This is a genomic window from Streptomyces sp. NBRC 110028 (assembly GCF_001417735.1).
Classification (GTDB): domain Bacteria; phylum Actinomycetota; class Actinomycetes; order Streptomycetales; family Streptomycetaceae; genus Streptomyces.
The window spans coordinates 437,208-461,860 of record NZ_BBUZ01000024.1; the positions used below are offsets into that span (position 1 = coordinate 437,208).

Sequence of the window (24,653 nt, forward strand, 5' to 3'; positions counted from 1 at the left end):
CTTCGCACGCGCCACTGACAACGGGCCGCGGGCGGACCCCCGCGACCCGGCGACCGGGGCGTCAACGACCGGGCACGGCGCGGGCGGTCGCGTCACACGCGACCGAGGAGACCGCGAGATGGAACGGGCACTCGGTGGTGCGCGAGGGCGAGGCCTCGCGGACCGTGCGCTCCAGCCGGTCGCGCAGCTCGGCGGCGGCCGGCTCGTCGCCCTGGGCCTCGCGCAGGGCGATCAGGCCGCGCAGCGGCAGGGCCTCGGCGTAGCGGCGACCGGACAGCCGGGCGGTGCGCAGGGCGTGTTCCCAGCGGACCTGGGCGAGCACCGATTCGCCGCGCTCGGCCGCGACCACGCCGAGCATGGTGAGGTCGTGGGCGGCGCATTCGGGGCGGTTGCCGCCTCGGTAGCGCTCGGAGGCGCGCAGATGCAGCCGCTCGGCCTGGTCGAGGTCGCCGCGGGCGCGGGCGGCCAGCGCCCGTACGGTCTCCACCTTGGCCAGCAGATAGCCCTCGGCGCTCTCGCGGGCGTAGGTCTCCAGGGCGTCGGCGAAGGAGGTGGCGTCGTCCCATGCGCCGTCGCCGGCGGCCGCGTACGCGAGCACGGCCTTGACGTAGGCGGCCTCGTGTTCGGCGCCGATGAGCCGCAGTTCGTCGTGGGCGGCGCGGAAGGCGCGCACGGACAGGGCGCGCTCGCCCAGCCGCTCGTAGGCCATGCCGGTCATGATCTGCGCGGTGGCGGCCGAGTGCGGGTCGAGGGTGGTCAGCAGCTCCCGGGCGGTCATGGCGGAGGTGAGGGCGGCGCGCCGCTGGTCCTCGGCGACCAGGAGTTCGCTGTGGAACAGCTGCCACACCCCGGTCTCCCAGCGGTGGCCGTGCTCGTCGAGGGCGGCGGCGGTGCGCCGGGCCACCTCGCGCGCCTCGGCCAGCCGCTCCTGGCGGACGTGGACGGTGAGGGCGAGCGCTCCGACCAGGGTGACCTGGGCCGGGTCGCCGCGCTTCTCGGCGGCGGGGAGGGCCTGGCGCAGCAGTTCGTCGTCGTCCCCGACGCGGCGGATGTTGACGCCCAGCCAGCCGCACCAGGCCAGGATCTCGGCGTACCAGCCGACGGTGGGCGGGGTGGATTCCAGGGCCCGCAGCAGCCGCCGGTGGCCCTCCTGGCGCTGGCCGGCGGCCATCCAGTAGAGGGAGAGATGGGTGGCGATGCGGGAGCCGAGCAGCCGGTCTGCGGGGTCGGCGCTGTCCTGCAGCCAGTCCAGGCATCCGGCGACTTCGGGGGTCACGGCGGTCATCTCGGCGAAGGCGGCCGGGCCGCTGCCGGTGCGCAGCGCGGCGTCGGTGCGCTGCGCGAGGGCGGCGACCCAGTCGGCGTGGCGGCGTAGGCAGCCGGTCTCCTCGCCGCACTCGGCGAGCGCCTGCCGGGCGTACTGGCGCAGGGACACGAGCATGCGGTAGCGGGGACTGCCGGGGCCGGGGTCGTAGACCAGCAGCGACTTCTCGGCGAGCAGGGCGAGGGTGTCGCCCGCGCCGGGCCCGGCGACCGCGTCGGCGGCGTCGGCGGTGAAGGGCGCGGCGAACACCGACACCGCCCGCCACACCTCCCGCTCCTCGTCGGTGATGAGGCGGTAGCTCCAGTCGAGGGCGGCACGCAGGGTGCCGTGGCGGGCGTCGGCGGAGCGCAGCGGCACCTCCAGCAGCCCGCGCCGGGTGCGGAGCTGGCGGACGATGACGGGCAGCGGGGTGGACGCGGCCTTGGGGGCGACGAGTTCGATGCCGAGCGGAAGCCGGTCGACGGCCTCGCACAGCTCCCGGACCTCGTCCCAGTCGGCGGCGCGAGCGGCGGCCGGGGAGACCCCGGCGAGCCGGTCGAGGAAGAGCCGGATGGCGTCCTGGCCGGTCAGGGGCCGCAGGGCGAGGCGGGATTCCCCGGCCACGCCGAGCCCTTCGCGGCTGGTGGCCAGCACCCGCAGCCGGGGGCAGTCGTCCAGCAGCCGCGCGGTGAGGTCAGCGGCGGCGTCGGTGAGGTGTTCGCAGTTGTCGAGGAGCAGCAGGCATCGGGGGCTGCGCTCGATGGCCGGCCGCATCCGGTCGGCGAGGGTTTCGGCGGGGCCGGGCGCGATGCCCAGTGCCGCGGCGACGGCGCCGGGTACGTCGGCGGGTGAGCAGGGCACCAGGTCCACCCGCCAGACGGTGGCACCGGCCTCCTGTTCGCGGGCCGCGGCGGCCAGGGACAGCCTGGTCTTGCCGATGCCCGCGGTGCCGGTCACGGTGACCAGCCGGGCCTCGGCCAGCTGGGCGGCGACGGCGGCGAGTTCGGGGCCGCGCCCGACGAAGCCGGTGCCGGACGGGAGGCTGGGGTGGGCGGCGGGATCGGGCGCGGGGCCGCGCCGCGCGCGTACCGCCCCGGCCGTGGTGCCGTTCCCGTGCGCCGCCCCGGCCGTGGTGCCGTTCCCGTGCGCCGCCCCGGCCGTGGTGCCGTTCCCGGGGCCCGCCGCGGTTCCGGTGGGGGAGAAGCCGCGCAGGACGGCCTGCTGGGCGGCGCGCATCTCCGGGCCCGGCTCGATGCCCAGCCGCTCGCGCAGATCGGCGCGGGCCGCCCGGTACACCCCCAGGGCCTCGGCCTGCCGGCCGCACGCCTGGAGCGTGCGGATGAGCAGGGCGTGCAGCCGCTCCCGGTCCGGGTCGGCGCGGGCGGCGGCCCGCAGCGCCTCGACGAGATCGGCCGGATCCGCTCCACCCGCGAGTCCGCCCGCCGTGGCGTGCGCGGCCAGTTCGGCGTCGGCGCGCTCTTCGAGGACGGTGAGCCGCAGGGCCTCCAGCCGGGCCCGCTCGGCCTGGACGAACGGCAGCGCGGGCAGCCCGGCGAGCGGGGTCCCGGACCACCGGTCGAGCGCGGCGCGCAGCAGTGCCGCCCGGCGGCCGGGGTCCTCGGCGGCGCGGGCCCGGGCCAGCTCCCCCTCCAGCAGCCGCACGTCGACCGTGTGCCCGGTCAGGTCCAGCCGGTAGCCCGCGGGACCCGTGACGACCAGGCCAGGGGCGTGCGGCTGGAGGGCGCGGCGGAGCTTGGCCACCGCCGTGTGGAGGGCCGCCATCGGGTCCTTGGCCCGTGCCCCCGTCCACAGTTCGTCCAGGATGCGGCCGGTGCTGACCGCCGAGGGGGCGTGCAGCAGCAACAGGGCCAGCAGGGCGCGCGGCCGGGCTCCGGCGATGGCGAGGGCCAGGCCGGAGCCGTTACGAACCGTGAGGTCGCCGAGTAATTCGAACTCCATGGGTGATATCGGACCATGGGACGGGTACGGCTGTCCCGCGAACCGGTCCGGACCAGCCGACACGAACGGCCCAGTTGGACAGACGGTGGACAGAATTCGGACAGACCGCCGGAGGATCCTGCCTAAGGGCTGTCCCGTCATCCCCAGTGGACAGCGAGCGGCGTCGGATGCGGTCAATCGCAGGACGGAGGGGCGCCCTCGTACCGGGTCGTACTCGGGCGATCCCGACAATGCGGCGAGTGACCGTAGCCGGCGTCGGGAGCCCGCCGGGGATGACGGGACAGCCCTTGGACACCCCTGGGTCGACACGAATCACGACATGAGGAGCGCCGTGCTGCGGCTCGCCTTCAGTACGCTTCGCGCCCGGCGTTCCCTGTTCGCGGGGTCACTCGCGGCGGTGACGCTGGCCCTGATGCTGCTCACTTCCGCCGGGATCCTGCTGGAGTCCGCGCTGCGCGGCCACGGCGAGCCCAACCGCTTCCACGGGGCGTCCCTGGTGGTCGTGGGCAACTCCGACGTCGGTCTGGACGGGAAGGAGCACCGGCCCGGGTTCGGCGACGTGGAGGCGCCGCTGGTGCCGCGCCCGCCGGTGCCGGCCCGGCTGGTGGAGCGGGTGCGCGGCGTCGAGGGCGTCCGCTCGGCCGTCCCCGACCTGGCCTTCTACGCGCAGGCGGTCGGCTCGGACGGCAGCCCGGTCACCCCCGAGCAGGGCACCCGGTCCTACGGCCACTCCTGGGCGAGCGCGCGCGTCACCCCGTACGCGCTGCGCGCGGGCCGGGCCCCGCGCGCGGACGGCGAGGTGGTGGTGGACGCGGCCACGGCGCGCCGCGGGGGCCTGCGGACCGGCGGTCCCGTGACCGTGCTGACCGGGGCCGAGGGCCGCCGTACGTACCGGCTGAGCGGCATCGTCGCCGGGCCTCGCGCGGGGCTGACGAAGGATCAGTCGGCGCTGTTCTTCGCGCCGGAGACGGCGGCCCGGCTCGCCCCGGAGGGGAGCCGGGTGCACGCGATCGCGGTGACGACCTCTGCGGGCGCCGATCCGGGCGCGGTGGCGAGCCGGGTGCGCGCGGCGCTCGGGGCGGGCCCGGCGGTCGAGGTGCTGACCGACACCGGCGAGGCGGAGGTCTCCTCCAGCGATGTGCTCTTCATCGACACCCTGGTCTTCGTGGTGTCCATGGGGTCGCTGGCGGTGTTCGTCGCCCTGTTCGTCATGGCGGGCGGCTTCGCCTTCGCGATCCTCCAGCGCTACCAGGAGATCGCGCTGCTGCGGGTGATCGGTGCCACGCCCCGTCAGATCAAGCGCATGCTGGGCTGGGAGACGCTGCTGGTCGCGATCGTCGGCGCGGCGATCGCCATCCCGGCGGGCGCCGCGCTGGCCGGGCCGCTGGCCGGTGCGCTGGTCTCGCTCGGCATCGCGCCGCAGGAGCTGAGGGTCGAGGTCGGGCCGTGGCCGCTGGCCGGGGCCGCCGTCGCCGGGCTCGTCATCACCCGGCTCGCCGTCTGGTCGGCCGCCCGCCGCGCCGCCCGGGTGCGCCCGGCCGAGGCGCTGCGCGAGGCGGCGGCGCCGGAGCGGCGGATGCCCCGGTCGCGGCTGCTGACCGGGCTGGCCTTCCTCGTCTTCACCGGGCTGTTCCTGGCGTTCGGCATCTCCATGGGCGGGGTGTCGGGCGCGGGGCTGGCGTTCGGCGGCGTCCTGACGCTGCTGATCGCGGCGGGCGCGCTCGGACCCGCCCTGGTCCGCCCCCTCACGCCGTTCGTGGGAGCGCTCCTACGGGCCTTCTCGCGGCGCACCGGGCAGCTGGCGCTGGCCAACACCTCGGCCGCGCCGCGCCAGGTCGCGTCCGCCGCGGTGCCGATCGTGCTGATGGTCGGCTTCGCCGTATCGGCGCTGTTCATGCAGACCACCCAGCAGAGCGTGGCGGCCGACTGGGCGGGGCAGCGGCTGACGGCCGGTCATGTGCTGCTGCCGCACGACGCGGAGGGGCTGCCGCCGGGCGTCGCCGAGGACGCGGCGCGGCTGCCGGGCGTCACCGCCGTCTCCTCGACCAGCACCGCCTGGGTGCGCACCTCGGTGCACACCGACGAGGCGGAGAGCGTCACCGCGCGGGCGCTCGGCGCCGACGCGCACGTGACCCACGCCCTGGACATCCACCTGAAGGACGGCGATCTGCGCGGGCTGACCGCCGGGCGGGCCGTCGCGGTCAGCGAGGAGCAGGCCAAGGAGTACGGCTGGAAGACCGGCGAGCGGATCCGGCTGCGGCTGCCCGACGGCACCCGGCGGGAGCTGACCATCGGCGCCCGCTTCGACCGCTCCCTCGGCTTCGCCGACCTCGTCGTGCCCGCCGCCGTGCTGCGCCCGCACACCCCCGACCCGCTGCTGGACGCCGTCTACCTGATCACCGGCCCGGACCACCGGCCGTCCCTGGACCGGGACCTGGCGCGGCTGACCCAGCGCTGGCCCTCGGCCCGGGCGGCCGACCGCGCCCAGATGCGGGAGGCGGGGGCGGCGGGCGCGGTGGAGGAGACCTGGCCGGTCTATCTCTTCAGCGCGCTCATCGCCGCCTTCACGGCACTCGCGCTGGCCAACACGGTCGTCATGGCGACGCTCGTGCGGACCGGGGAGTTCGCGATGCTCCGGCTGATCGGGGCCACCCGGCGCAACGTCCTGGCCCTGGTGGCCTGGGAGAGCCTGGTCGTCGCCGGCTGCGGGGTGGTGCTCGGCGCGGCGGTCGCCGCGATCGTGCTGTCCGCCACCAGCATGGCACTGACCGGCGGCGTCCACATCAGCGGCCCGCCCGGATTCCTCCTCGCCGCGGCCGCGGGCGCGGTGGCCCTCGCGCTCACCTCGGCCCTCGTCCCGGCCTGGCGGATGCTGCGCGAGCGACCCGCGCGCTGAGCGAAGGGGGCGGGTGGTGGATGACCCGCCCCCAGCACCTACGGAGGACGCGAATGAACCACCACGGAGAGGAAGACATCTGATGACGCTGCCGGATCAGACGGCGCGCATGACCCCGCGGGGCGCGCTCCCCGCCATGCGGCTGGAGAACGTGACCAGGCGCTACGGCCGGGGGGACGGCACGGTCCACGCGCTGCGCGGCGTCACCGTGGCGCTGCCGCCCGGGTCGTTCACCTCCATCATGGGCCCGTCCGGCTCGGGCAAGTCCACCTTCCTGCGCTGCGCCGCCGGTCTCGACCGCCCCACCTCCGGCGGGGTGTTCCTGGGCGACACCGAGATCAGCAGGCTGCGCGAGCACAAGCTGACACTGCTGCGCCGGGAACGGATCGGCTTTGTCTTCCAGTCGTTCAACCTGGTGCCGTCCCTGACCGCGAAGGACAACATCCTGCTGCCGTTCCGGCTCGCCGGGAAGCGGCCGGACCGCGACTGGATGCGGGACGTGGTGCACCGCACCGGGCTCACCGAGCGGCTGGGCCACCGGCCCGCCGAGCTGTCCGGCGGCCAGCAGCAGCGGGTGGCCGTCGCCCGCGCCCTGGTCACCCGGCCCGAGGTGGTCTTCGCGGACGAGCCGACCGGCGCCCTGGACCTGTCGTCGGGCCAGGACGTGCTGCGCCTGCTGCGCGACGTGGTCGACGGTACGGGCCAGACCCTGATCATGGTCACCCACGATCCGGGCGCCGCCGCGTACGCGGACCGGGTGCTGTTCCTCGCCGACGGCACCCTCGTCGACGCGATGGAGAACCCGACGCCGCAGCGGGTCGCCGACCGCATGGCCCGGATGGGGGCCTGACGGTGCTGCGCCTCGCTCTCGGCGGAATCCGGCACCACCGGTACGGATTCATCGGCGCCCTGTGCGCCTCGGCCCTGGCCGCGATGCTGCTCGCCGCGTGCGGAGTGCTGATCGAGTCGGGACTGCGGGCCGTCCCGGGGACGGACCGCTTCGGCGCCACGGCGGCCGTCGTCCGCATGGACCCCGATCTCGTCGTACGAACCGGATCCGGGCAGAACGTCGACCATGAGCACTACCCCCTGGACCAGCCGCCGCGGATGAGCCGTCAGGCCGTCGAGGCGGTGCGGGCGGTCGGGGGCGTGGGCCGGGTGGTCGCCGACACCCCGTTCTACGCCCAGGCTGTCGGCCCGGGCGGGGTGCCGCTGGCCGGGCCGGAGGACGGGCCCGCCCAGGGCCACGCCTGGGAGGCCGCCGCGCTGACCCCGTTCGGCTTGCGCTCGGGGCGGGCGCCGGGAGCGGACGACGAGGTCGTGGTGGACGCCTCGGTCGCGGCCCGCGCGCACTCAAGGACGGGCGACACCGTCACCGTGGTCACGGACACGGGCACCGAGCGGTTCCGGGTCTGCGGAATCGCCGCGCCGCGCGGCCGGGACGGACTGCCCGACCAGTCGGCGCTGTTCTTCTCCACGGCCACCGCCGAGCGGCTGTCCCGGTCCGGCGGCGAGGCCGCGGCCGTGGGCGTCTTCCCCGCGCGGGGCGTGGACGCGGACGAGCTGGCCGGGAAGCTGAGGAAGGCGCTCGACAAGCCGGGTACCGACGTGCTCACGGGGGACGCACGGGCGGAGGCCGGGGCTCCGGACACCACGCGGCAACTGGACGACGCGACGCTGCTGTTCGGTCCGATGGCCGGATTCGGCGGCTTCCTCGCCGTCTTCGTGCTCGGCGGCACCATCGCCCTCGGCGTCCTCCAGCGCACCCATGAGATCGCGCTGCTGCGGGCGGTCGGGGCGACGCCCTGGCAGGTGCGGCGCGTCGTCACCTGGGAGACCGTGCTGGCCGCGGTGATCGGGCTGGTGCCCGGGTTCGCGCTCGCGGTGCCGCTGGCGAAAGTGGTCCTCGGGACGCTGCGCGACCGCGGCTCGGTGCCGTCCGCGTACCAACTGGTGATCGGGCCGCTGCCGTTCCTGATCGCGGCGGCCGCGACGCTGCTGCTCGCGCTGCTCGCCGGGGTCTTCGCCGCCGGGCGGGTCGCCCGCGTCCGGGCCGCGGACGCGCTCCAGGAGGCGGCCGCGCCGCGCCGGATCATGCCGGTCACCCGGCTGCTGTCGGCGCTGGTGGCGCTCGGCGGCGGGATCGCGCTGTTCCTCGCCACCCAGCACATCGGCGGCGAGGTCGGGGTGGCGTTCCAGTACCTGGTGGTGATGCTGCTGATGGGGGCCGCGGTACTGCTGGGGCCGCTGCTGACCCGGGTGCTGGAGCCGCCGCTGGGCGCCCTGGTGTCCTGGATCGGTACCACCGGGCGGCTCGCGCACGCCAACTCCCGTACCTCGGTGCGGCGGGTGGCCTCGGTGGCCTCCGCGCTGATGCTCACCACGACGATGGCGTGCACGGTGCTGCTGGTCACCGGGTCGCTCAACCGGATCACCGCCGAGCAGACCGACCGCCGCACCCGGGCCGATGTGGTGCTGCTGCCCCGGGACGCGCCGGGGCTGCCGCCCGATGTGGTGGCGGCGGCGCGCCGGCTGCCGGGCGCGGAGGCGGTGGCGGCGACGCGTTCGACCACCTTCGTCTCGTACGTGCTGGGCACCCCGGACGTGCTGGGGGCGCAGGCGCTGGACCCGGCGGCCGCGGCCAAGGTGCTCGACCTGGGGCTGCGGGAGGGCTCGCTGACCAGCCTGGCGAAGGACGGCACGGTGGCGGTCAGCCGCACCCACGCCAAGGAGCGCTCGCTGCACGTGGGCGACCGGCTGCGCGGCTGGCTCGGTGACGGTACGAAGGTGTCGCTGACCGTCGGCGCGGTATTCGACCGGCCGCTGGGGCTGGGCGACATTCTGCTCTCCGACCGCTATCTCGCCCCTCATATGCACCAGAAACTGGACGACTCGGTGCTGGTGCGGGCGAAATCCGGTGAGGAGAAGCGGCTGCGGGAAGCGGCCGACGCGCTGGTGCGCGACCATCCGACGGCCAAAGCGACGGATGTCGGGGAATACGCCTCCGCCGCCCGCACCGCCCTCGCGCAGAACACCACCGGCACCTATCTCGTGCTGTCCGTACTGGTGATGTTCACGGCGGTTTCGGTGGTCAACGGGCTTCTCATGGGAACGGCCGAGCGGGCGCGGGAGTTCGCGCTGCTGCGGCTGCTGGGCGCGAGCCGGGGACAGATCAGCCGGATGCTCTACCTGGAGACCTTCATCGCGGTCCTGATCGGTGCCGCGGTCGGTACGGCCATCGCCTGTGCGGGCCTGGCGGGGGCCAACGGGGCGCTCACCGGGTCCATGGAATTCAGCATTCCTCCCGGGGGCTACCTCCTGGTGCTCGCGGGAGTGGCCGCACTGGCCCTGGTGTCCACGGCACTTCCGGCCGCGCTCGCCCTGCGCAATCGAGCGGACGGTGCCCTTCCGGCGGCCTGACGCTTTTTACCGCCGAACGAGAAAACCAGTTCGCAACCGGCACGAAAGTTCGATTCAAGGCCGGCGCCGCATCATAGAAAGCGCAACACCCAATGAGCCGTCACAGGAGGGGGATTCCTGGTGCACCTCATGGAGATCTTGCGTTACCGACCGGTGCCGGCCTCGGCCGTGTTTTTCGGTATCACCCGAAGGTGCCCGCTGCACTGCAAGCACTGCTCCACCAGCTCCATGCTGGACAGTGAGGAATATCCGGAAGAGATGTTCCGGAAATTCGCGGAATCCTTCACCCCGGAAAACCGCCCGGAGTTCGTGCTCATGTCCGGGGGCGAGGCCCTGCTGCGGCCGCGCCTGGTGCGGGAGATCGCCGAACTGGCGCGTGCCGCCGGGTCCCGCTCCCACGTCCTGTCCGGCCTCTACTTCGCGGACCGCGGCCGCATTCCACGGCCGCTCAAGCGGGCCATCGACGCGGTCGACCACTTCTCGGCCAGCCTCGACCGCTTCCACGAGGAGGAGGTGCCCCGGGCCTCGGTCTTCCGGGTCCTGCGGGAGCTGCTGGAGGAGGGCAAGGACGTCAGCCTCCAGCTGACCGGTCTCGGCCCGGACGATCCGTATCTCGCCGACATCACCGCGGAGGTGCGGCGGGTCTTCGACGACCGGGTGCCGATGCTGGTGGCGCCGATCAGCCCGCACGGGCGCGCCGACGCCTGGCTGCTCAAGCGCGTGCCGCTGCCCAAGTCCACCGTGGCCCCCGCGCCCTGCGCGGTCTCCGCCTGGCCCGTGATCGGCTTCAACGGGCAGGTGACGGCGTGCGGCAACCAGGACGTGATGGACGGCAAGGTACCGCTGCCGCCCCACCTCTACCTGGGCCACATCGCCCGCGACGACTGGCCCGCCATCAAGGAGCGCGCGCTGGAGAATCCGATGGTGCGGGCGATCCGCGCCACCGGACCCGAATACCTGATGGACCGCCACGGCAGCCTCGGCGCCGACGCCAGCAGCGGTGGCAACGGCGGCAGCATCACCAACCCCGGCCCCGACCCCGACCCCGACCCCGGCCCCGGCCCCGGCTGCGGCAGCCCCGGATACTGCGAGACCTGCTGGGTGCTCTCCAAGGACGGCGCCGTACCCCGGGCGGTCCGGGAGCTGGCCGACCGGCCCGCCACCCGGCTGATCGAGCGGCAGACCGAATCGCTGCTGGTGGAGGCCGGACCGCTGGCCTTCGCCCGGAGTTACGGCATCGCCAAGTACGCCGACCTGGTGTCCCTGGGCCACGATCCGTCCCGCAGAACTCCCGCGGGGAGCCTGGTGTGAACCGGCTCGGCCACCGGGAGGTGCTGACCATCCGGCGCACCCGGGGCGCCTCGGTGCTGCTGTTCATCACCGACCGCTGCCCGGTGGGCTGCGCCCACTGCTCGGTGGACTCCCGCCCGGACAGCCCGAGGATCACCGACCACGCGCTCTTCGCCTCCATCGTCGACCGGCTCGCCGCCCTGCCGGAGGTGCGGATGGTGGGCATCTCCGGGGGCGAACCCTTCGTCGAGCGGCGCGCCCTGGACCTCGCGGTCACCCGGCTGGCCGCCGCGGGCAAGCATGTGGTGCTCTACACCAGCGGTTTCTGGGCCCGCGGCGACCACGCCCCGCAGTGGATCCACCGGATCCTGGAGCGGTCGGCGGCCGTCTACCTGAGCACCGACGCCCACCACGTCGCGAGCCAGGGGCCCCAGCGGTTCCGGAACGCGGCGCGGGTGATCGCCCGGCACGGGGTGCCGATCGTGGTCCAGGCCATCGACGAGGGCGACACCCTGGACCGCACTCGCGAATCGCTGGCCGAGGCGCTGGGCCCGGACTGGTCCGACCACGCCGAGCTGGTGCCCACCCACGGCCTTCCGCACGGCAGGGGCGCCGGACTGTACGACCGGCCGGTGCGGCACCCGGGGCGCTCCTTCGGGCCCTGTGACGTCGTGGACGCCGCGGTGGTGCGCTACGACGGCCGGGTCACCGTGTGCTGCAACGAGTCCGTGATCATGGGCGCGGGTCCGGCGGCGCTGCGCCGGGACTGCGCGGACGGCTCCGAAGTGGCGGCCGCCGTCACCGGCTTCACGAACGACTCCTTCTTCACCGCGCTGGGGTCCGTCGGGCCGGGCCCGCTCACCGCCCTCCCGGGCTTCCATGACCTGGCCGACCGGCAGTTCTCGTCCATCTGCGGACTGTGCTGGACGATGACGAAGCGCAGGCCCGAGGGAGAAAGCGACCGGATGCTGGCGGCGATCGCCACCCTGAATTCCTAATCCACGGGAACATCACGGAAAAGACGATCTCATATGACACGGCACAGCCAGGCCCTGCGCGCCAAAACCGGCCTTCTGCTCCCCCAGCTCATGGCGACGACCCGCAGATTCTGGAATTCTCCACGACTGGGCGAGCTGTATCCTGAATACCTCTGCATGCTGCACAGTTCCATTCGCTCGACGGTACCGCTGATGGAATGCGCGCTGGCCCGCTGCGGGGAGCTGGCCGACGACGATCCGGTCGCCGCCGCGCTCGTACCGTACTTCACCCGGCATATCCGCGAGGAACAGGGCCACGACGAATGGCTCCGGCAGGACCTCGCGGCGATCGGATGCGATCCCGGCGAGCCGCTGCGCCGCCTTCCGTCCGCTTCCGTGGCCAATCTGGTCGGCGCCCAGTACTACTGGATCCAGCATTATCACCCGGCCTGTCTGCTCGGCCACATCGCGGTCCTGGAGGGAAATCCGCCGTCCGCGGAACTGGTGCCCGAGCTGATGCGCCGCACCGGATTCCCACGGACCGGTTTCCGCACCCTGGAGCGCCATGCCGCGCTCGACATCAAGCACCGCGACGAGCTGACGCGCACCCTGGACGAGGCGCCGCTCACGCCGGACCTGGTCACGGCGATCGGGCTCAGCGCACTCCACTCCATCGACGCCGCCAACAACGCGCTCGCGGCGGTCCTCGATGCCACGACGGTTCCCATGACGATCGCCAACGCCTAGGTCCGAGGAGGGACATGGGGGACGGGAGCGGCAGATCGCCGCCCGAACAAAGAGGCAACGGCGCGACTGAAAAGTTTCTCTCACTCACACCCTACGAAGGAGATTCACCATGTCGTTCGACGCGCTCAAGGAACTGGCCGCCGCGGGGCACAACTTCAAGGGCGCCAACCCGCAGCAGCTGGAGGCCGTCTCCTCCCTCAGCCAGGAGGAAGTGACCCTGCTCAACTCCATCAAGCAGCGCCTGGACTCCGCCGAGGACGTCGTCCCGCACGGCGTGGACGCCCCGCTGAGCGGCGCCTTCGTCTGGTAATCGACCGGACACCGTGTTGAAAAGGGCCCAGGCGGTGTACCGCCTGGGCCCTGCGGCCATTGTCCAATACCACCGATTCACTACGTAACGGGCACCAAAAAGACGGGGAAGGAAACGCGGGGATATGCAGTTCAGTGTGCTCGGCCCGCTCACCGCCACGACAGCGACGGGATCCGTAACCCTGGGTCCGCACAAACAGCAGCTTCTGCTCGCCGCACTCCTGTGCCGGCCCGACCAGGTCGTCCCCGTGGACCACCTGGTCGACGCCCTGTGGAACGAGGACCCGCCGAAGAGCGCGGGGAAGAACATCCAGGTGTACGTGCACCATCTGCGCCGTACGCTCGCGGCGGCCGACGAGACGGCCCGGGTCGTCCACCAGCGCCCCGGCTACCGGCTGGCCATCGACCCCGAGAAGATCGACACGGTCCGCTTCGAGCACACCGTCGACCTCGCGCGCCGCGCGGCCACCGCGGGCGATCCGGCCCGCGTCGACCGGCTCACGGGCGACGCCATGGCGCTGTGGCGCGGCCGCCCCTTCACCGGTCTGGAGGGGCCCGCCCTGCTGGAGGACGAGGCCGCCCGCCTGGAGGAGCGACGGCTGTCCGCGCTGGAGATGCTGTTCACGGCGCGGCTGAGCCTCGGGCTCTACCACGAGGTCCTGGAAGAGGTCGAGCCGCTGATCCTGGCCCACCCCTACCGGGAGCAGCTGCGCGCCCAGTACATGCAGGCCCTGCACGGGGTGGGGCGGCAGAGCGACGCGCTCATCGCCTTCGACGACGCGCGCCGTCTGTTCTCCCTCGAACTCGGCCTGGAGCCGGGCACGGTCCTGCGCCGGCTGCAGCAGGACATCCTCGCGGGCACCTCCCCCACCCCCGCGCCGCGCGACTCGCTGTGCGCGGCGCCGGCGGGCGCGGCCGCCCCCGCAGGGCGGGACACCGCCGCCGTCCAGCTGCCGCCCGGCCTCGCGGACTTCACCGGCCGGCGGCGCGAACTGGCCGAGCTGGTCCCGGCGGTGAGCGCCCATGCGGCCGAGGCGCCCGCGCCCTGGCAGATCACCCTGATCACCGGCCGTCCGGGGGTGGGCAAGTCCTCGCTGGCGGTGGCCGCCGCGCACGCCGCCGAAGGGGCGTTCCCGGGAGGCCGGTACTACGTGGACCTGATGGATCCGCAAGGCCGCCCCAAGGACGCCTCCCAGGCCCTGGCCGAACTCCTCCAGGAACTCGACCACGCCGCCCCTCCCCTGTGCGAGCTGAGCGAACTGCTGTGGCGGTACCGCGCCCACGCCGACGACGCGGAACCGGCCCTGGTGGTGCTCGACAACGCCACCAGCGCCTCCCAGGTACGGCCGCTGCTGCCCAACTCGCCCGTCTTCACCACCGTCGTCACCAGCTGCACCCCGCTGGCCGGGCTGGACGGCGCCCGGGTCGTGGAGCTGGACCCGCTGCCCCTGGAGGACTCCCTGGCCCTGCTGCGGCACATCGTCGGCGCCCAGCGGGTCGCGGCCGAACCGGCGGCCGCCCGGCGCATCGTGGAGGCGTGCGAGGGGCTTCCGCTCGCGCTGCGCATCGCGGGCGGGCGGCTGGCCGCGCACCGCCGCTGGCCCATGGAGGGGCTGGCGGACGCCCTGGAGTCACCGGACCGGCTGGACGCGTTCACGGTCGGGGACGTCGATCTGCGCAAGCGTCTGATGCGCGGCTACGCGGCCGCCGGGGAGGCCGACTGGTCGGCGGTGCGGCTGCTCGCCCACGAGGGGGAGTTCTCCTTCCGGGAGGCGCTGCACCGGCTCGGCGCGGGCCCCGCCGAGACCCGGCGGGTGCTGGGCAGGCTGCTGGACGCCCAGCTGATCGGCTTCGCCCCCGACCCCGGCCCGGACGGCCACTGCCGGTTCCGGCTGCCCCGTCTGGTGCTCGACCTGGCCCGCGACCAGATGCGGGCCGAGGTGGAGCTGCTGGGGCTGTAGGAGTCCGGCCCGGCGGCTGGTCACCCCTCCCCGCTCAGCAGCTCTTCGAGCGACCTGACCAGCCGTCGGCCGGCCTCGCGCCGTTCGCCGCGCAGCGCGGCCAGGGCCCGCGCCAGCCCATCGAGGCCCAGCCCGTCGAGGCCCAGCCCGTCCGCGCCCGGACCGTCCAGCCCGTCCGCGCCCGGTGCGCCGGGTCCGTCCTCCGCCGGGCGGGTCCGGCGGCCGTTCCGTACCAGCCGCAGCGCCACCGACGCCTGCGCGCTGAAGAGCGCCAGCAGGTCCATGGCCGCCAGGGTGGTCCGTATCTCCCGGCTGCGGTCGAGGACTTCGAGGACGCCCAGCACCTCGTCCCCGTGCAGCAGCGGCGCGGCCATCAGCGCCCGTGGGACGTAGTCGGTGGACTCGGCGAGGTCGCGGGCGAAGCGCTCGTCCTCGTTCACGTCGTCGACCTCGATGGGCTGACGGGACTGCAGCACCCAGCCTGCCACCCCGCGCCCCGCCGGGAAGCGGCGGCCGACGAGGTCGCCTTCCCCCTTGCCGGACACGGCCTCGAAGACCAGGGCGCCGTCCGCCTCGTCCAGCAGGAAGATGGAACTGGCCTGGGCCTCGAAGATCGCCCGCGCGGTCTCCACCACGGACTGCAGCAGCAGCCGGTGTTCGGCGCCGGGCCCGTGCTGCCCGCCCTGCTCGTACCCGGTCATCTAGGCCCTCCTGACGTTGGCCGAGGCGAGGAAGAGCGCCTGCTTGACCTGGAACGGCGTCATGTCCGGGTGCTTGCCGAGGATCCGGGCGCACATCCCGGCCACGTGCGGGGTCGCGAAGCTGTTGCCGGTGCAGCGGCGGGTGGTGCCGCCGGGCCAGGCGGCGGGGACGCGGACGCCGCGGGCGAAGAACTCCACCGGCGGGGCCGGGTTGTAGAGCAGCAGCTCGGAGCGGTCCTCCTCGTGGCTGCCCACCGAGATCACCGAGGAGAACCGCCACGGGAAGCTCTCCACCGGCATGTTGTGCGCGGAGGCGACGAGCAGGCTGCGGCCGAAGTAGGCGCGGTCGGCGATCTCGTGCAGGGCCTGGGCGAACTCCCGCCGGGTCGTGGACAGGCTCATGTTGATCACGTCATAGCCCTGGTCGACCGCCCAGCGCACACCCTCGATCAGCGCGCCCCCGCTGCCCCGGTAGCCCGAGCGCAGCACCTGGACGCTGTGCAGTTCGCACTCCGGGGCCATCATCCGGATGATCGACGCGCACGCGGTGCCGTGTCCGCAGGAGTCGCCCCCGGTGTCCGCCACGACCTCGTTTCCGCCGCCGGCCGCCTCCCGGACCGTGTGCGAGGACGCGACGGGGCCCACCGAGGGGTGGCCGGTCTCGACCCCGCTGTCCAGGACGCACACCCGCACGCCCCGCCCGTCGGCACCGCCCCAGGCCCACTCGGCCCCGCCCGCGCCCGCCCAGTCGGTGCGGACCTCGATCCCGGCGCGGTCGCGGCCGAGGAGGCTCCAGGTCAGCCGTGTCCCGGTGGCCGTCATCCGGCGCCACCTCCCAGCGCGGCGGCGAACGCCGCGGCCCGTTCCGCCCCGACCAGATGGCCCTTGGCGGTGAAGTGACGCCGCGCCTCAGCGGCCGCCGCCACCGCCTCGGGCGCGCGGCCCAGCGCGGCGGCGGCCCGCGCCCGGTCGAACGCGGCACCGGCCAGGCACACCGGCGAATCGGTCCCGCGCGCCGCGTCCAGGGCCGCCGCGAGGTGGTGGGCGGTGGTGTCCGCGTCGCCGTCCGCCGCGGCCAGCCGGGCGCGTATCCCGTGCACGTCGGCGGCGGCCGCGGGCAGCGCGTCCAGGTCGGTGTCGAGCAGCCCGCCGACCAGCCGCGCCACCTCGTCCTCGGCGCTGCCCCGGGAGAGCAGCACCCGGGCCAGGTCGCGGGTCGCGGTGGCGTGCAACTGCCCGTCGCCCAGCCGCTCCAGCTCGGCGCGGGCGGCGCGCAGCAGCCGTATCGCCTCGTCCCAGCACCCCGCCGACTCCTCCACCGTGGCCTGGAAGAGGTGCACGGCCGGTACGGCGAAGAGGTGGCCGAGGTCGCCGAGGGTGCGTACGGCGTCGGCGAGCAGCCGCCGCGCCTCGGTGTGCTCGCCGCGCATCGCCAGCAGGGCGGCCATCGGGCAGGACACCGTGGCCCGCGCCATGCGGCGCGCGGCGAGCAGATCGTCCAGGGACCCGGCGCAGCGGCGCAGCGCCACGGGTGCCGGTTCCGGGCCGAGCCACAGGGACACGGCGAGCGCGCCCAGGATCCCGGCGCGCTCCAGCCCTGCCCCGGCCCGGACCGATTCGTGCAGAGCGCGGGTCAGATAGCGGGCGGCCTCGCCGTGCCGGCTGCGGCTCTGCCGCTCCTGGCCGATGGCCAGCCAGGCGCGGGCCAGGCCGAGCGCGTCGTCCGACGCGGTGAAGACGCCGACCGCGTCGCGGGCCGCGTCGAGGACGGTGCCGAAGCCGTCCGCGCCCGGCTCCAGATAGGCGAGCTGGAGCCGGACCCGGGCCTCGACGCCGCGGTCGCCCGCGACGCGGGCGTCGGTGAGCAGCCGCCGCAGCGCGCCGACCGCCTCGGCCGCGTCCCCGGCGGCCAGCCGCGCCTCGGCGAGGGCGGTCCGTACGGCGAGACCGGTGTGGGGCCGGGGTTCGGGGAGGGCGTCGGTGAGGGCGAGCGCCCGGCGCAGCAGGCCGACGGCCCAGTGGACGTCGCCGCGGCCGAGCGCCGCGGTGCCCGCCGCCGCGAGGTGGCGGGCGGCGCGGGCGCCGGTGCTCCGGGCGGTGGCGTCGGCGGGGCCCAGGTCCAGCCGCAGCCGGAACGCCTCCTCCAGGTGGGTGCCGATGGTGTGGTGGTCGGAATGCTCCCCGGTCCGCTCCCCCGTCTCTTCGGTCCGCTCTTGGTTCTGCTCCTGGGTCTCCTCCTGGGTCTGCTCCCCGGGGGCGTGTGCGGCGCGGTGTTCCGCGAACCGCTCGTGCTGCCGGGCCCGCACCAGCTTGGACATGCCGCTGTAGACCTCGTCGCGGATCAGCTGGCTGACGAAGCGCCAGCGGGCCGCGCCGGGCTCCGCCGGGGCGGGCGCTCCGGCGGCCTCCAGGAGGCGGCGGCGCACCAGCGTGCGGACCGCGTGCTCGACCGGGCCGTCCCCGGCGGGCAGCAGCGCGGTGAGGTCGGCGGCCGTGAACTCGGCGCCGGTGACGGCCGCGCACTCCAGCACCGCCCGTTCCGCGGGCTCCAGCCGGTCCAGCCGGGCGGCGACGACGGCCCGCACCGACGGGGGTACGAAGCGCGGGTCGTCGCTCTCGCTGACCATGCCCACGATCTGCTCGACGAACAGCGGGTTGCCCTCGGAGCGGTGCACCAGCCGCTCCACGATCCGCTCGTGTGCGGCGGCGGCCATGTGGGGGACGACCTCGGGGTCGTGGGCGCCGTCCGGTTCGTACAGCCGCAGCACCAGTTCGCGGCAGTCGTCGGCGGCGAGCGGCGGCACCACCAGCGCGGTGGCGTTGAGCTTGCCGCTGCCCCACTGGGGGTTCCGCTCCAGCAGCTCGGGCCGGGCGACGCACAGCAGCAGCACCGGCGCGCCCTGGACCCAGTCGGCGAGGTGGTCGAGCGCGCCGAGCAGGTCCTCGTGCGCCCAGTGCAGATCGTCCACGACGGCGACCAGCGGACGTGTGCCCGCCAGCGCGGTGCACAGCAGTTGCAGCGCCCAGCGGGTCTCGTCGAAGGAGGTGCCGGAGACGCCGGTGCGGGCGAGCCGCGCCAGCGCGGTGGCCGCGTCCCGTTCGGCGACCCCGCCGCCCAGCACCTCGGCCAGCCGCGCCCGGGGGTTCGCGCCCAGCGCCTGGGTCAGCAGGGGTGCGAGCGGGGCCAGCGGCCCGGCGCTGCCGTACGGCGGGCAGTGGGCGCCCGCGACGAGCGCGCCGTCGCGTTCCGCCTCGGCCGCGAACGCGCGGGCCAGCCTGCTCTTGCCCACGCCCGGGTCGCCGAACAGGGTCACCAGGTGGCAGGAGCGGTCGCGCGCCACCCGGGCGAACGCCATGCGCAGCTGGGCCAGTTCGTCGCTCCGGTCGACCATGGGGACGCCCGGCGGCCCGCCGAGCGTCCGCGTCAGCGGCCGGATCCCGGTCAGCCGCCAGGCGGGCACCGGCTCGGACTTGCCCCGTACGGTCAGCGGCTCCACTTCGGCGGTCTCGGCGTGTGCCGCGATGAGGCCGTGGGTGTCGGCGCCGATGAGGATCTGCCCGGCGGGGGCGTGCTGTTCGAGCCGGGCGGCGACGTTGACCGCCTCCCCGGAGACCAGGGCGTGGCCCGCGTCGGCGGCGCCCGAGGTGACCACCTCGCCGGTGTGGATGCCGATGCGCACCGCGATCCGGGCCCCGGTCTCGCGCTCCAGCTCCTCCCCCGCCCCCTCGACGGCGGCCAGCATCTCCAGGGCCGCGCGGGCGGCGCGCAGCGCGTCGTCCTCGTGGACGACGGGGATGCCGAAGACGGCCATGACCGCGTCGCCGATGAACTTCTCCACGGTGCCGCCGTGCCGCTCCAGGCAGGAGCGCAGCAGGTCGTAGTAGCGCAGCATCACATGGCGCAGCGCCTCCGCGTCGAGCCGCTCGCTGAGCGCCGTGGAGCCGACCATGTCGCAGAAGACGACGGTGATGGTCTTGCGGCTCATGTCGTGCACGGCGTCCCCTTCGTGATGGTGGCCGACGGGTCGCGGCGGGCCGGGTTCAGAAGAGGACCCCGCCGATGATGGGCTCCCCGCTGTGCGCCTCCACCTCGTCGGCGGTGGCGTGGAGCCGTAGCTGTACGGAGATCAGCAGGTCGGCCTCCTCGTCGCTGAGCCCGTGGAGCGCGTCCCGCTGCCCCGGGGTGAGTGCGTCGACGGGGAACCCGGCGGCCCGCAGGGCGTCCAGGCGCTGTGTGTCCGGCATGGTGTCGGCCCTCCCGGTGGGTGGTGGGGGTCGGTCGTCGTCCCGGTGCGGGTTCGGTTGCTCGCTCGGGTGCTCGCCCCGGCGCCGTACGCGTGCCCCGTAGAGCCAGACCAGCGCTCCCAGCGCCGCGAGGGCGGGTCCGGCAGTCAGGAACACGAAGCCGACGCCCGCCCGGTCGGCGAGCGCCGCGCCCAGCGGCGGGGCGGCGAGTTGCAGCAGCACCGGGAAGGCGTTGGCGATCGCGGTGACCCGGCCGGTCAGCTCGGGGGGCGTCTCGCGGTGCAGTACGTACGGGAAGACGACCATGATCCCGGCGGCGGCGAAGCCGAGCACCCCGGCGATCGGCATCCACAGCCAGACCATGCCGTGGGCGTCCAGGCCGAGCCCGGTGCCGATGCCGCTGACCGCCGCGCCGACCACGATCTGCGCCACGCCCAGCACCACGAACGGCCCCGCCCGCATGACCCGCCCGCTGATCGCCAGGGTGCCGAGTGCCGCGCCGAGCCCCACCGCGGCCACCACGTAGCCCAGGGACGTTTCGCCGACGCCCAGTTCGCGCATGGCCAGCGGGGAGAGGGTGTCGAAGGTGAGGACGAGGAAGAGGGTCGCCGCGACGCTGCCGATCAGCGCGATCAGCGCGGGGGTGCGGACGATGAACCGCATCCCCTCGGCGATGTCGGCGCGCAGCCCCGAGCGCCCCGTGGACTCCTCCGCACCGTCCGGCGCGGCCGCCTTCGCATCCGGCCGGGGTGGCAGCCGTACGGCGGACAGCAGAGCCGCCGAGACGACGAACGTCGCCGCGTCCACGATGAACGCCGCCCGCACCCCGAAGCCCGCGATGAGCAGCCCGCTCAGCGCCGGCCCCGCCACCTTGGCGGCCTGGTTGGTGAAGACGGTGAGCGACATCGCGGAGAGCAGATCCGCCTCCGGGACGACGGAGCGCAGCGTGGACTGGTGGACGGGGTTGAACAGGGCCCCGAAGGACACCTTGCACACCACGAGCACCAGCAGCACCGGCAGGTTCGGGGCGGCGAGATAGCCGAGGGCCAGCCCCGCGCGGATCACATCGCAGCCGACCAGCACCCGGATCCGGTCGCTCATCCGGTCGGCCAGCGCCCCGGCCACCGGGGCGAGCGCCACCATCGGAACGGCCACCGCCACGCTGAGCGCGGCGAGCGCGCCCGCGCCGTGGCCCCAGGTGTAGGTGAGGAGGACGACGAGGGCGAGATAGTCCAGCCAGTCCCCGACGCTGGAGATGGCCTGGCCGCCGTAGAGCAGGCGGAACGGGCGGTGGCGCAGGGCGGCGGTGAGCGTGGGCCGGTCCATCACGCGCTCCCCGTCTCTCGCGGCGTGAACCGGTCGGCGAGTGCGCCGAAGGCGGCCACCAGCAGCTGGACGGTGTTCAGGGCGGACACGGCCACCGCGCGCCGCAGCCGGGTGTCGAGCGGCAGGGTGTCGAGCAGCCGGCGCAGGGCGTCCCGGTGGCCGGGGTCCTCCTCGGCGTGGCGCGCGAGGGTGCGGAACGCGGCGCGCGGATGCCCGGTGCGCGCCGTCAAGTGCTCGGCCGCCCGGGGGTGCGGAGGATCACCCTCCAGTACGGCGATGTAGCCGAGCAGACAGACCGGGTGGAGCTGCCGGATCCAGAAGTACTGGGCGCCCGCCAGCGCCGCCACCGGCGCGGGCGGAATCCGCCGCCAGGGCTCGCCGGGGTCGTGGCCGAGGGCGGCCAGGTCCTCGCACACCCAGAGGTCATGGCCCCGCTCCTCGGGGATGTGGCGCGCCCAGTACGGCACGAGCGCGGCGGCCACCGGGTCGGCCGCCCGGACGGCCAGCTCGCGGCTGCGGGCGGCGGCGGCCTCCATCACGGGGACGGTCGCGCGGATGATCTGGTGCGTCAGATGCAGGTATTCGGGATAGACGGCGGCCGGATCCGGCACCGCCCAGACCCGGGCCAGGGTCGCCCGCAGCCCCGGCCGCAGCAGCCCGATCCTGGCGTCGAGCGCGGCGCCCGCCGGGGTCATGACGCACCCGCTTCGTACCCGAGAGCGGCAAGCTCCCGATACCCCTCGGTCCCGTAGCGCCGCAGGAACGCCTCCGCCCCGCCCGCGCGCACCACCTCGTCGAGCCGCCGCTCCACCGCCCGCACCCCCGGCCGCTCCAGCAGCACCCCCACCCGGGCGGCGGTCCCCGGGTCGCCCAGCGCGCTCACGCACGCCGCGCAGTAGCCGTCGCAACCGGCGCCCGCGAGCGAGGCCAGATGGCGCGGGCCGAAGGCCCGGATGCCGCGCAGCAGCGGGCGGCTGCGCTGGCGTGCGCGGATCGTCGCCCAGTCGTCGCGCGCGATGTGCCCGAGCCGCAGATGGGCGGGGAGGCGGCCGAGGGCGGCGGCGTCGACCACGTCCTGGTTGCAGCAGGCCGCCACGGTCCCGTCGAAGCACACCACCGGCCACGCGGCCAGCGCACAGGGGGCGGGCACGCTGCGGTGGGCGACGGCCCCGGGAACCGCCCCGGGGCCGGGCAGCCAGGTACGGGCGCGCCCGGCGCGCCGTACGACGGTGACCAGGATCGGCACCCGGTCGTCCAGCTCCCGGCGGATGTCCTCGGTGGCTCGCCGCAGATACGGATCGTCGGGCGTGAGCCCGGTGAGCTGGACGCTGACGTCCTTGCCCTCGTCCAGGAGCCGCCGCAGGACGCGCAGCACGGCGGCGCGCGGCACCTGGCGTTCGTGGAAGGCGTCGACGCTGGCCGCGAAGTGGTCCACCGCGTCGACGGCCCGCCGCACCGGTGCGGGCGTCCGGCCCCGGGCCGCGAAGAACATCCCGGACAGCAGCTGCGTCCGGCCCCCCACCTCCCGTACCCGCTCCGCGATCTCCCGCACCAACTCCGGCCGCAACAGCGGTTCACCGCCCGTCAACAGGACGTACGCGGGGCGGTCGCCCGGGGTGAACGTCCCGACGAAACGCTTCAGCACGGCGGCGTCGATCTGCTCGCCGCCCATCGTGGAGGCGGTCGAGCAGTGCGCGCAGGCGAGCGGGCAGCGCCGGGTGACGGTCAGCAGGACCGCGGCCGCCGGTTCGGCACGGGCCGCGAGCAGGTCGAGCAGATGCACGGGACCACTCCCCCCGGTTCCGGCCTGTGGTGTTCGCCCCGAGGGCAGCTTGGGCCCGGCCGCTTGGGCGCCGGTTTGCGGGCGGTTGCACACCTCTTGCGCCCTCCGGCGACGCCCTGGGAGAGCCCCGGCTCCTCAGACGTCTGAGGACTTCTGTTAGAGTCCACGACGCCATCGGACCTGATCAACAGCCCGCCGGGAGGGACGAGATGGCGAAAGCCCCACAGCTGCGGCACGGGCGCGTGGTGCCGCAGGTCGAAAGCGCCCTGCGCGCGATGCTCGCCGAGGGGCGCTGGCGCCCCGGCCGGCGCCTCCCCAGCGAGGTGAGCCTCGCCGCCGAGCTGGGCGTCGGCCGCTCCTCGGTGCGCGAGGCCGTCCGGCTGCTGGCCCACGACGGCCTGCTGGACGTACGCCACGGCTCGGGCACCTTCGCCGCCGAGGAGCCTCGGGAAACGCGCGACGTACGGCAGCTGCTGCGCCGCGCCCGGCTGCTGGAGGTCTACGAGGTCCGCCGGGCCCTGGAGGTGGAGGCCGCCCGGCTGGCCGCGCGGCGGGGGCGCCCCGAGGACATCACCCGGCTCACCGAGGACCTGAAGCGCCGCCAGAAGGCCGCCGGGGCCGGTCCCGCCGCCTTCGTCGACGCCGATCTGGACTTCCACCGCGCGGTCGTGGAGCTGTCCGGCAACGCCGTGCTGCTCGGCCTGTTCACCTCCGTCCTGCCGGTGCTGCGCGAGGAGCTGGTCGAGATGGTCGTCCACGAGACCGGGCTGCCCGATCTGACCTGCGCCCACACGGCGCTGCTCGATGCCCTGGCGGACGGCGACCCCGACGCCGCGATCGCCGCCACCGTGAAGAACCTGGAGTCCGTCATGACGCTCATCGCCGAGGAGGCACGATGACGACCGGCGCCCCCGTCCTGAGGGCCGACGACGTCGATGTGGTCCGCGACGGCACCCCGCTGCTGCGCTCGATCTCGCTGACCGTCCGCCAGGGCGAGCACTGGGCCCTGCTCGGCCCCAACGGCGCGGGCAAATCAACTCTGCTCGGCCTGCTGGGCGCGCACGCCCATCCCACCCGGGGCACGGTGGAGGTCCTGGGCCGCACCCTGGGCCGGGTCGACCTGCGGGAGCTGCGCGCGTACGTGGGCCATGTGGACCCCCGGCATCCGCTGCGCTCCCCGCTGCGGGCGCGGGACGTCGTGCTGACCGGGCTCACCAACACCGTCGAACCGGTCCCCCGCCGCCACCCCGGCCCCGCCCAGCGCGAGCGGGCCGAGCGGCTGCTGTGCACCCTGGGCATGGCCGGCAAGCTCGACGCCCGCTGGCCGACCCTCTCCCAGGGACAGCGCGGCCGGGTGCTGATCGCCCGGGCGCTGATGCCCCGCCCCCGGCTGCTGCTGCTCGACGAACCCGCCACCGGCCTCGACCTGGCCGCCCGCGAACAGCTGCTGGACAGCCTGGACGCCCTGCGGCTCGCCCACCCGGAACTGGCCACGGTCCTGGTGACCCACCATCTGGAGGAGCTGCCCGCGTCCACCACGCACGCGATGCTGCTGCGCGGCGGGCGGTGCCTGGCCTCGGGCGACGTGGACGAGGTGGTGACCACCGACACGATCACCACGTGCTTCGGCCACCCGGTCCGCATCACCCGCGCCGACGGCCGCTGGACGGCCCGTACCGTGCGGCCCCGCAGCGCACCGATGAGTTCGGGCGCGGCCGGGAGTCGACAAGGGTGAG

Annotated in this window: 17 protein-coding genes; 10 read left to right on the forward strand and 7 right to left on the reverse strand. The window is 74.8% G+C overall.

Features of this window, described 5'->3' with window-relative positions:
* Positions 1-61: 61 nt before the first annotated feature.
* Complete coding sequence (locus ASC60_RS11235) at positions 62-3,262, reverse strand: BTAD domain-containing putative transcriptional regulator (protein ID WP_055549495.1); 3,201 nt, start codon at positions 3,260-3,262, stop codon at positions 62-64.
* A 319-nt stretch (positions 3,263-3,581) separates the two neighbouring features.
* Here ASC60_RS11235 and ASC60_RS41595 point away from each other — a divergent pair, with 319 nt between their 5' ends.
* The 8 genes from ASC60_RS41595 (at position 3,582) to ASC60_RS11275 (ending at position 14,862) form a co-directional block, all read left to right on the forward strand.
* Positions 3,582-6,158 carry an FtsX-like permease family protein gene (locus ASC60_RS41595; RefSeq protein WP_159043236.1) on the forward strand — a complete coding sequence of 859 codons (2,577 nt, stop codon included), beginning with the start codon at positions 3,582-3,584 and terminating at the stop codon, positions 6,156-6,158.
* Between the two features lie 82 nt (positions 6,159-6,240).
* Positions 6,241-7,008, forward strand: a complete 768-nt coding sequence (locus tag ASC60_RS11245; RefSeq protein WP_234356890.1) for an ABC transporter ATP-binding protein — start codon at positions 6,241-6,243, stop codon at positions 7,006-7,008.
* A gap of 2 nt (positions 7,009-7,010) precedes the next feature.
* Complete coding sequence (locus ASC60_RS11250; RefSeq protein ID WP_055549497.1) at positions 7,011-9,578, forward strand: FtsX-like permease family protein; 2,568 nt, start codon at positions 7,011-7,013, stop codon at positions 9,576-9,578.
* Between the two features lie 129 nt (positions 9,579-9,707).
* Positions 9,708-10,889 carry a radical SAM protein gene (locus ASC60_RS11255; RefSeq protein WP_159043237.1) on the forward strand — a complete coding sequence of 394 codons (1,182 nt, stop codon included), beginning with the start codon at positions 9,708-9,710 and terminating at the stop codon, positions 10,887-10,889.
* On the forward strand, positions 10,886-11,866 hold the full coding sequence (locus ASC60_RS11260; RefSeq protein WP_055549500.1) for a radical SAM protein: 981 nt from the start codon (positions 10,886-10,888) through the stop codon (positions 11,864-11,866). The genes ASC60_RS11255 and ASC60_RS11260 overlap by 4 nt, the downstream gene beginning before the upstream one ends.
* Positions 11,867-12,022: 156 nt before the next feature.
* A complete protein-coding gene (locus tag ASC60_RS11265; protein WP_234356892.1) occupies positions 12,023-12,592 on the forward strand; it encodes an iron-containing redox enzyme family protein in 570 nt (189 codons plus the stop codon).
* Positions 12,593-12,701: 109 nt separating this feature from the next.
* Positions 12,702-12,902 carry an aroma-sacti cluster domain-containing protein gene (locus ASC60_RS11270; protein WP_055549504.1) on the forward strand — a complete coding sequence of 67 codons (201 nt, stop codon included), beginning with the start codon at positions 12,702-12,704 and terminating at the stop codon, positions 12,900-12,902.
* Positions 12,903-13,026: 124 nt separating this feature from the next.
* A complete protein-coding gene (locus tag ASC60_RS11275) occupies positions 13,027-14,862 on the forward strand; it encodes a BTAD domain-containing putative transcriptional regulator (RefSeq protein ID WP_055549506.1) in 1,836 nt (611 codons plus the stop codon).
* A 20-nt stretch (positions 14,863-14,882) separates the two neighbouring features.
* Here the strand turns inward: ASC60_RS11275 and ASC60_RS11280 are convergent, their stop codons facing one another.
* Genes ASC60_RS11280 through ASC60_RS11305 form a run of 6 tightly spaced genes read right to left on the reverse strand, consistent with a single transcriptional unit; the run spans position 14,883 to position 22,917 of the window.
* Positions 14,883-15,563, reverse strand: a complete 681-nt coding sequence (locus tag ASC60_RS11280) for a GAF domain-containing protein (RefSeq protein ID WP_055549508.1) — start codon at positions 15,561-15,563, stop codon at positions 14,883-14,885.
* Positions 15,564-16,385, reverse strand: a complete 822-nt coding sequence (locus ASC60_RS11285) for a S8 family serine peptidase (RefSeq protein WP_055549509.1) — start codon at positions 16,383-16,385, stop codon at positions 15,564-15,566. It abuts the gene before it with no gap.
* Positions 16,382-19,549, reverse strand: a complete 3,168-nt coding sequence (locus tag ASC60_RS11290; RefSeq protein WP_234356913.1) for an adenylate/guanylate cyclase domain-containing protein — start codon at positions 19,547-19,549, stop codon at positions 16,382-16,384. Before ASC60_RS11290 ends, ASC60_RS11285 begins: the two co-directional genes overlap by 4 nt.
* Positions 19,550-19,604: 55 nt before the next feature.
* Entirely contained in the window at positions 19,605-21,134 is a 1,530-nt protein-coding gene (locus tag ASC60_RS11295; RefSeq protein WP_055549513.1) for an MFS transporter, read from the reverse strand.
* A complete protein-coding gene (locus ASC60_RS11300) occupies positions 21,134-21,829 on the reverse strand; it encodes an iron-containing redox enzyme family protein (RefSeq protein ID WP_055549515.1) in 696 nt (231 codons plus the stop codon). Before ASC60_RS11300 ends, ASC60_RS11295 begins: the two co-directional genes overlap by 1 nt.
* Entirely contained in the window at positions 21,826-22,917 is a 1,092-nt protein-coding gene (locus tag ASC60_RS11305; RefSeq protein WP_055549517.1) for a radical SAM protein, read from the reverse strand. Before ASC60_RS11305 ends, ASC60_RS11300 begins: the two co-directional genes overlap by 4 nt.
* Positions 22,918-23,126: 209 nt before the next feature.
* Between ASC60_RS11305 and ASC60_RS11310 the strand changes: the two genes are divergently transcribed.
* Both ASC60_RS11310 and ASC60_RS11315 read left to right on the forward strand, forming a co-directional pair.
* Positions 23,127-23,816 (forward strand): FadR/GntR family transcriptional regulator, encoded by a 690-nt coding sequence (locus ASC60_RS11310; RefSeq protein WP_055549519.1) that lies wholly within the window; start codon positions 23,127-23,129, stop codon positions 23,814-23,816.
* The gene (locus ASC60_RS11315; RefSeq protein WP_055549521.1) at positions 23,813-24,652 is read left to right on the forward strand and encodes an ABC transporter ATP-binding protein; all 840 of its coding nucleotides are present in this window, start codon (positions 23,813-23,815) and stop codon (positions 24,650-24,652) included. The genes ASC60_RS11310 and ASC60_RS11315 overlap by 4 nt, the downstream gene beginning before the upstream one ends.
* Position 24,653: the final 1 nt, after the last annotated feature.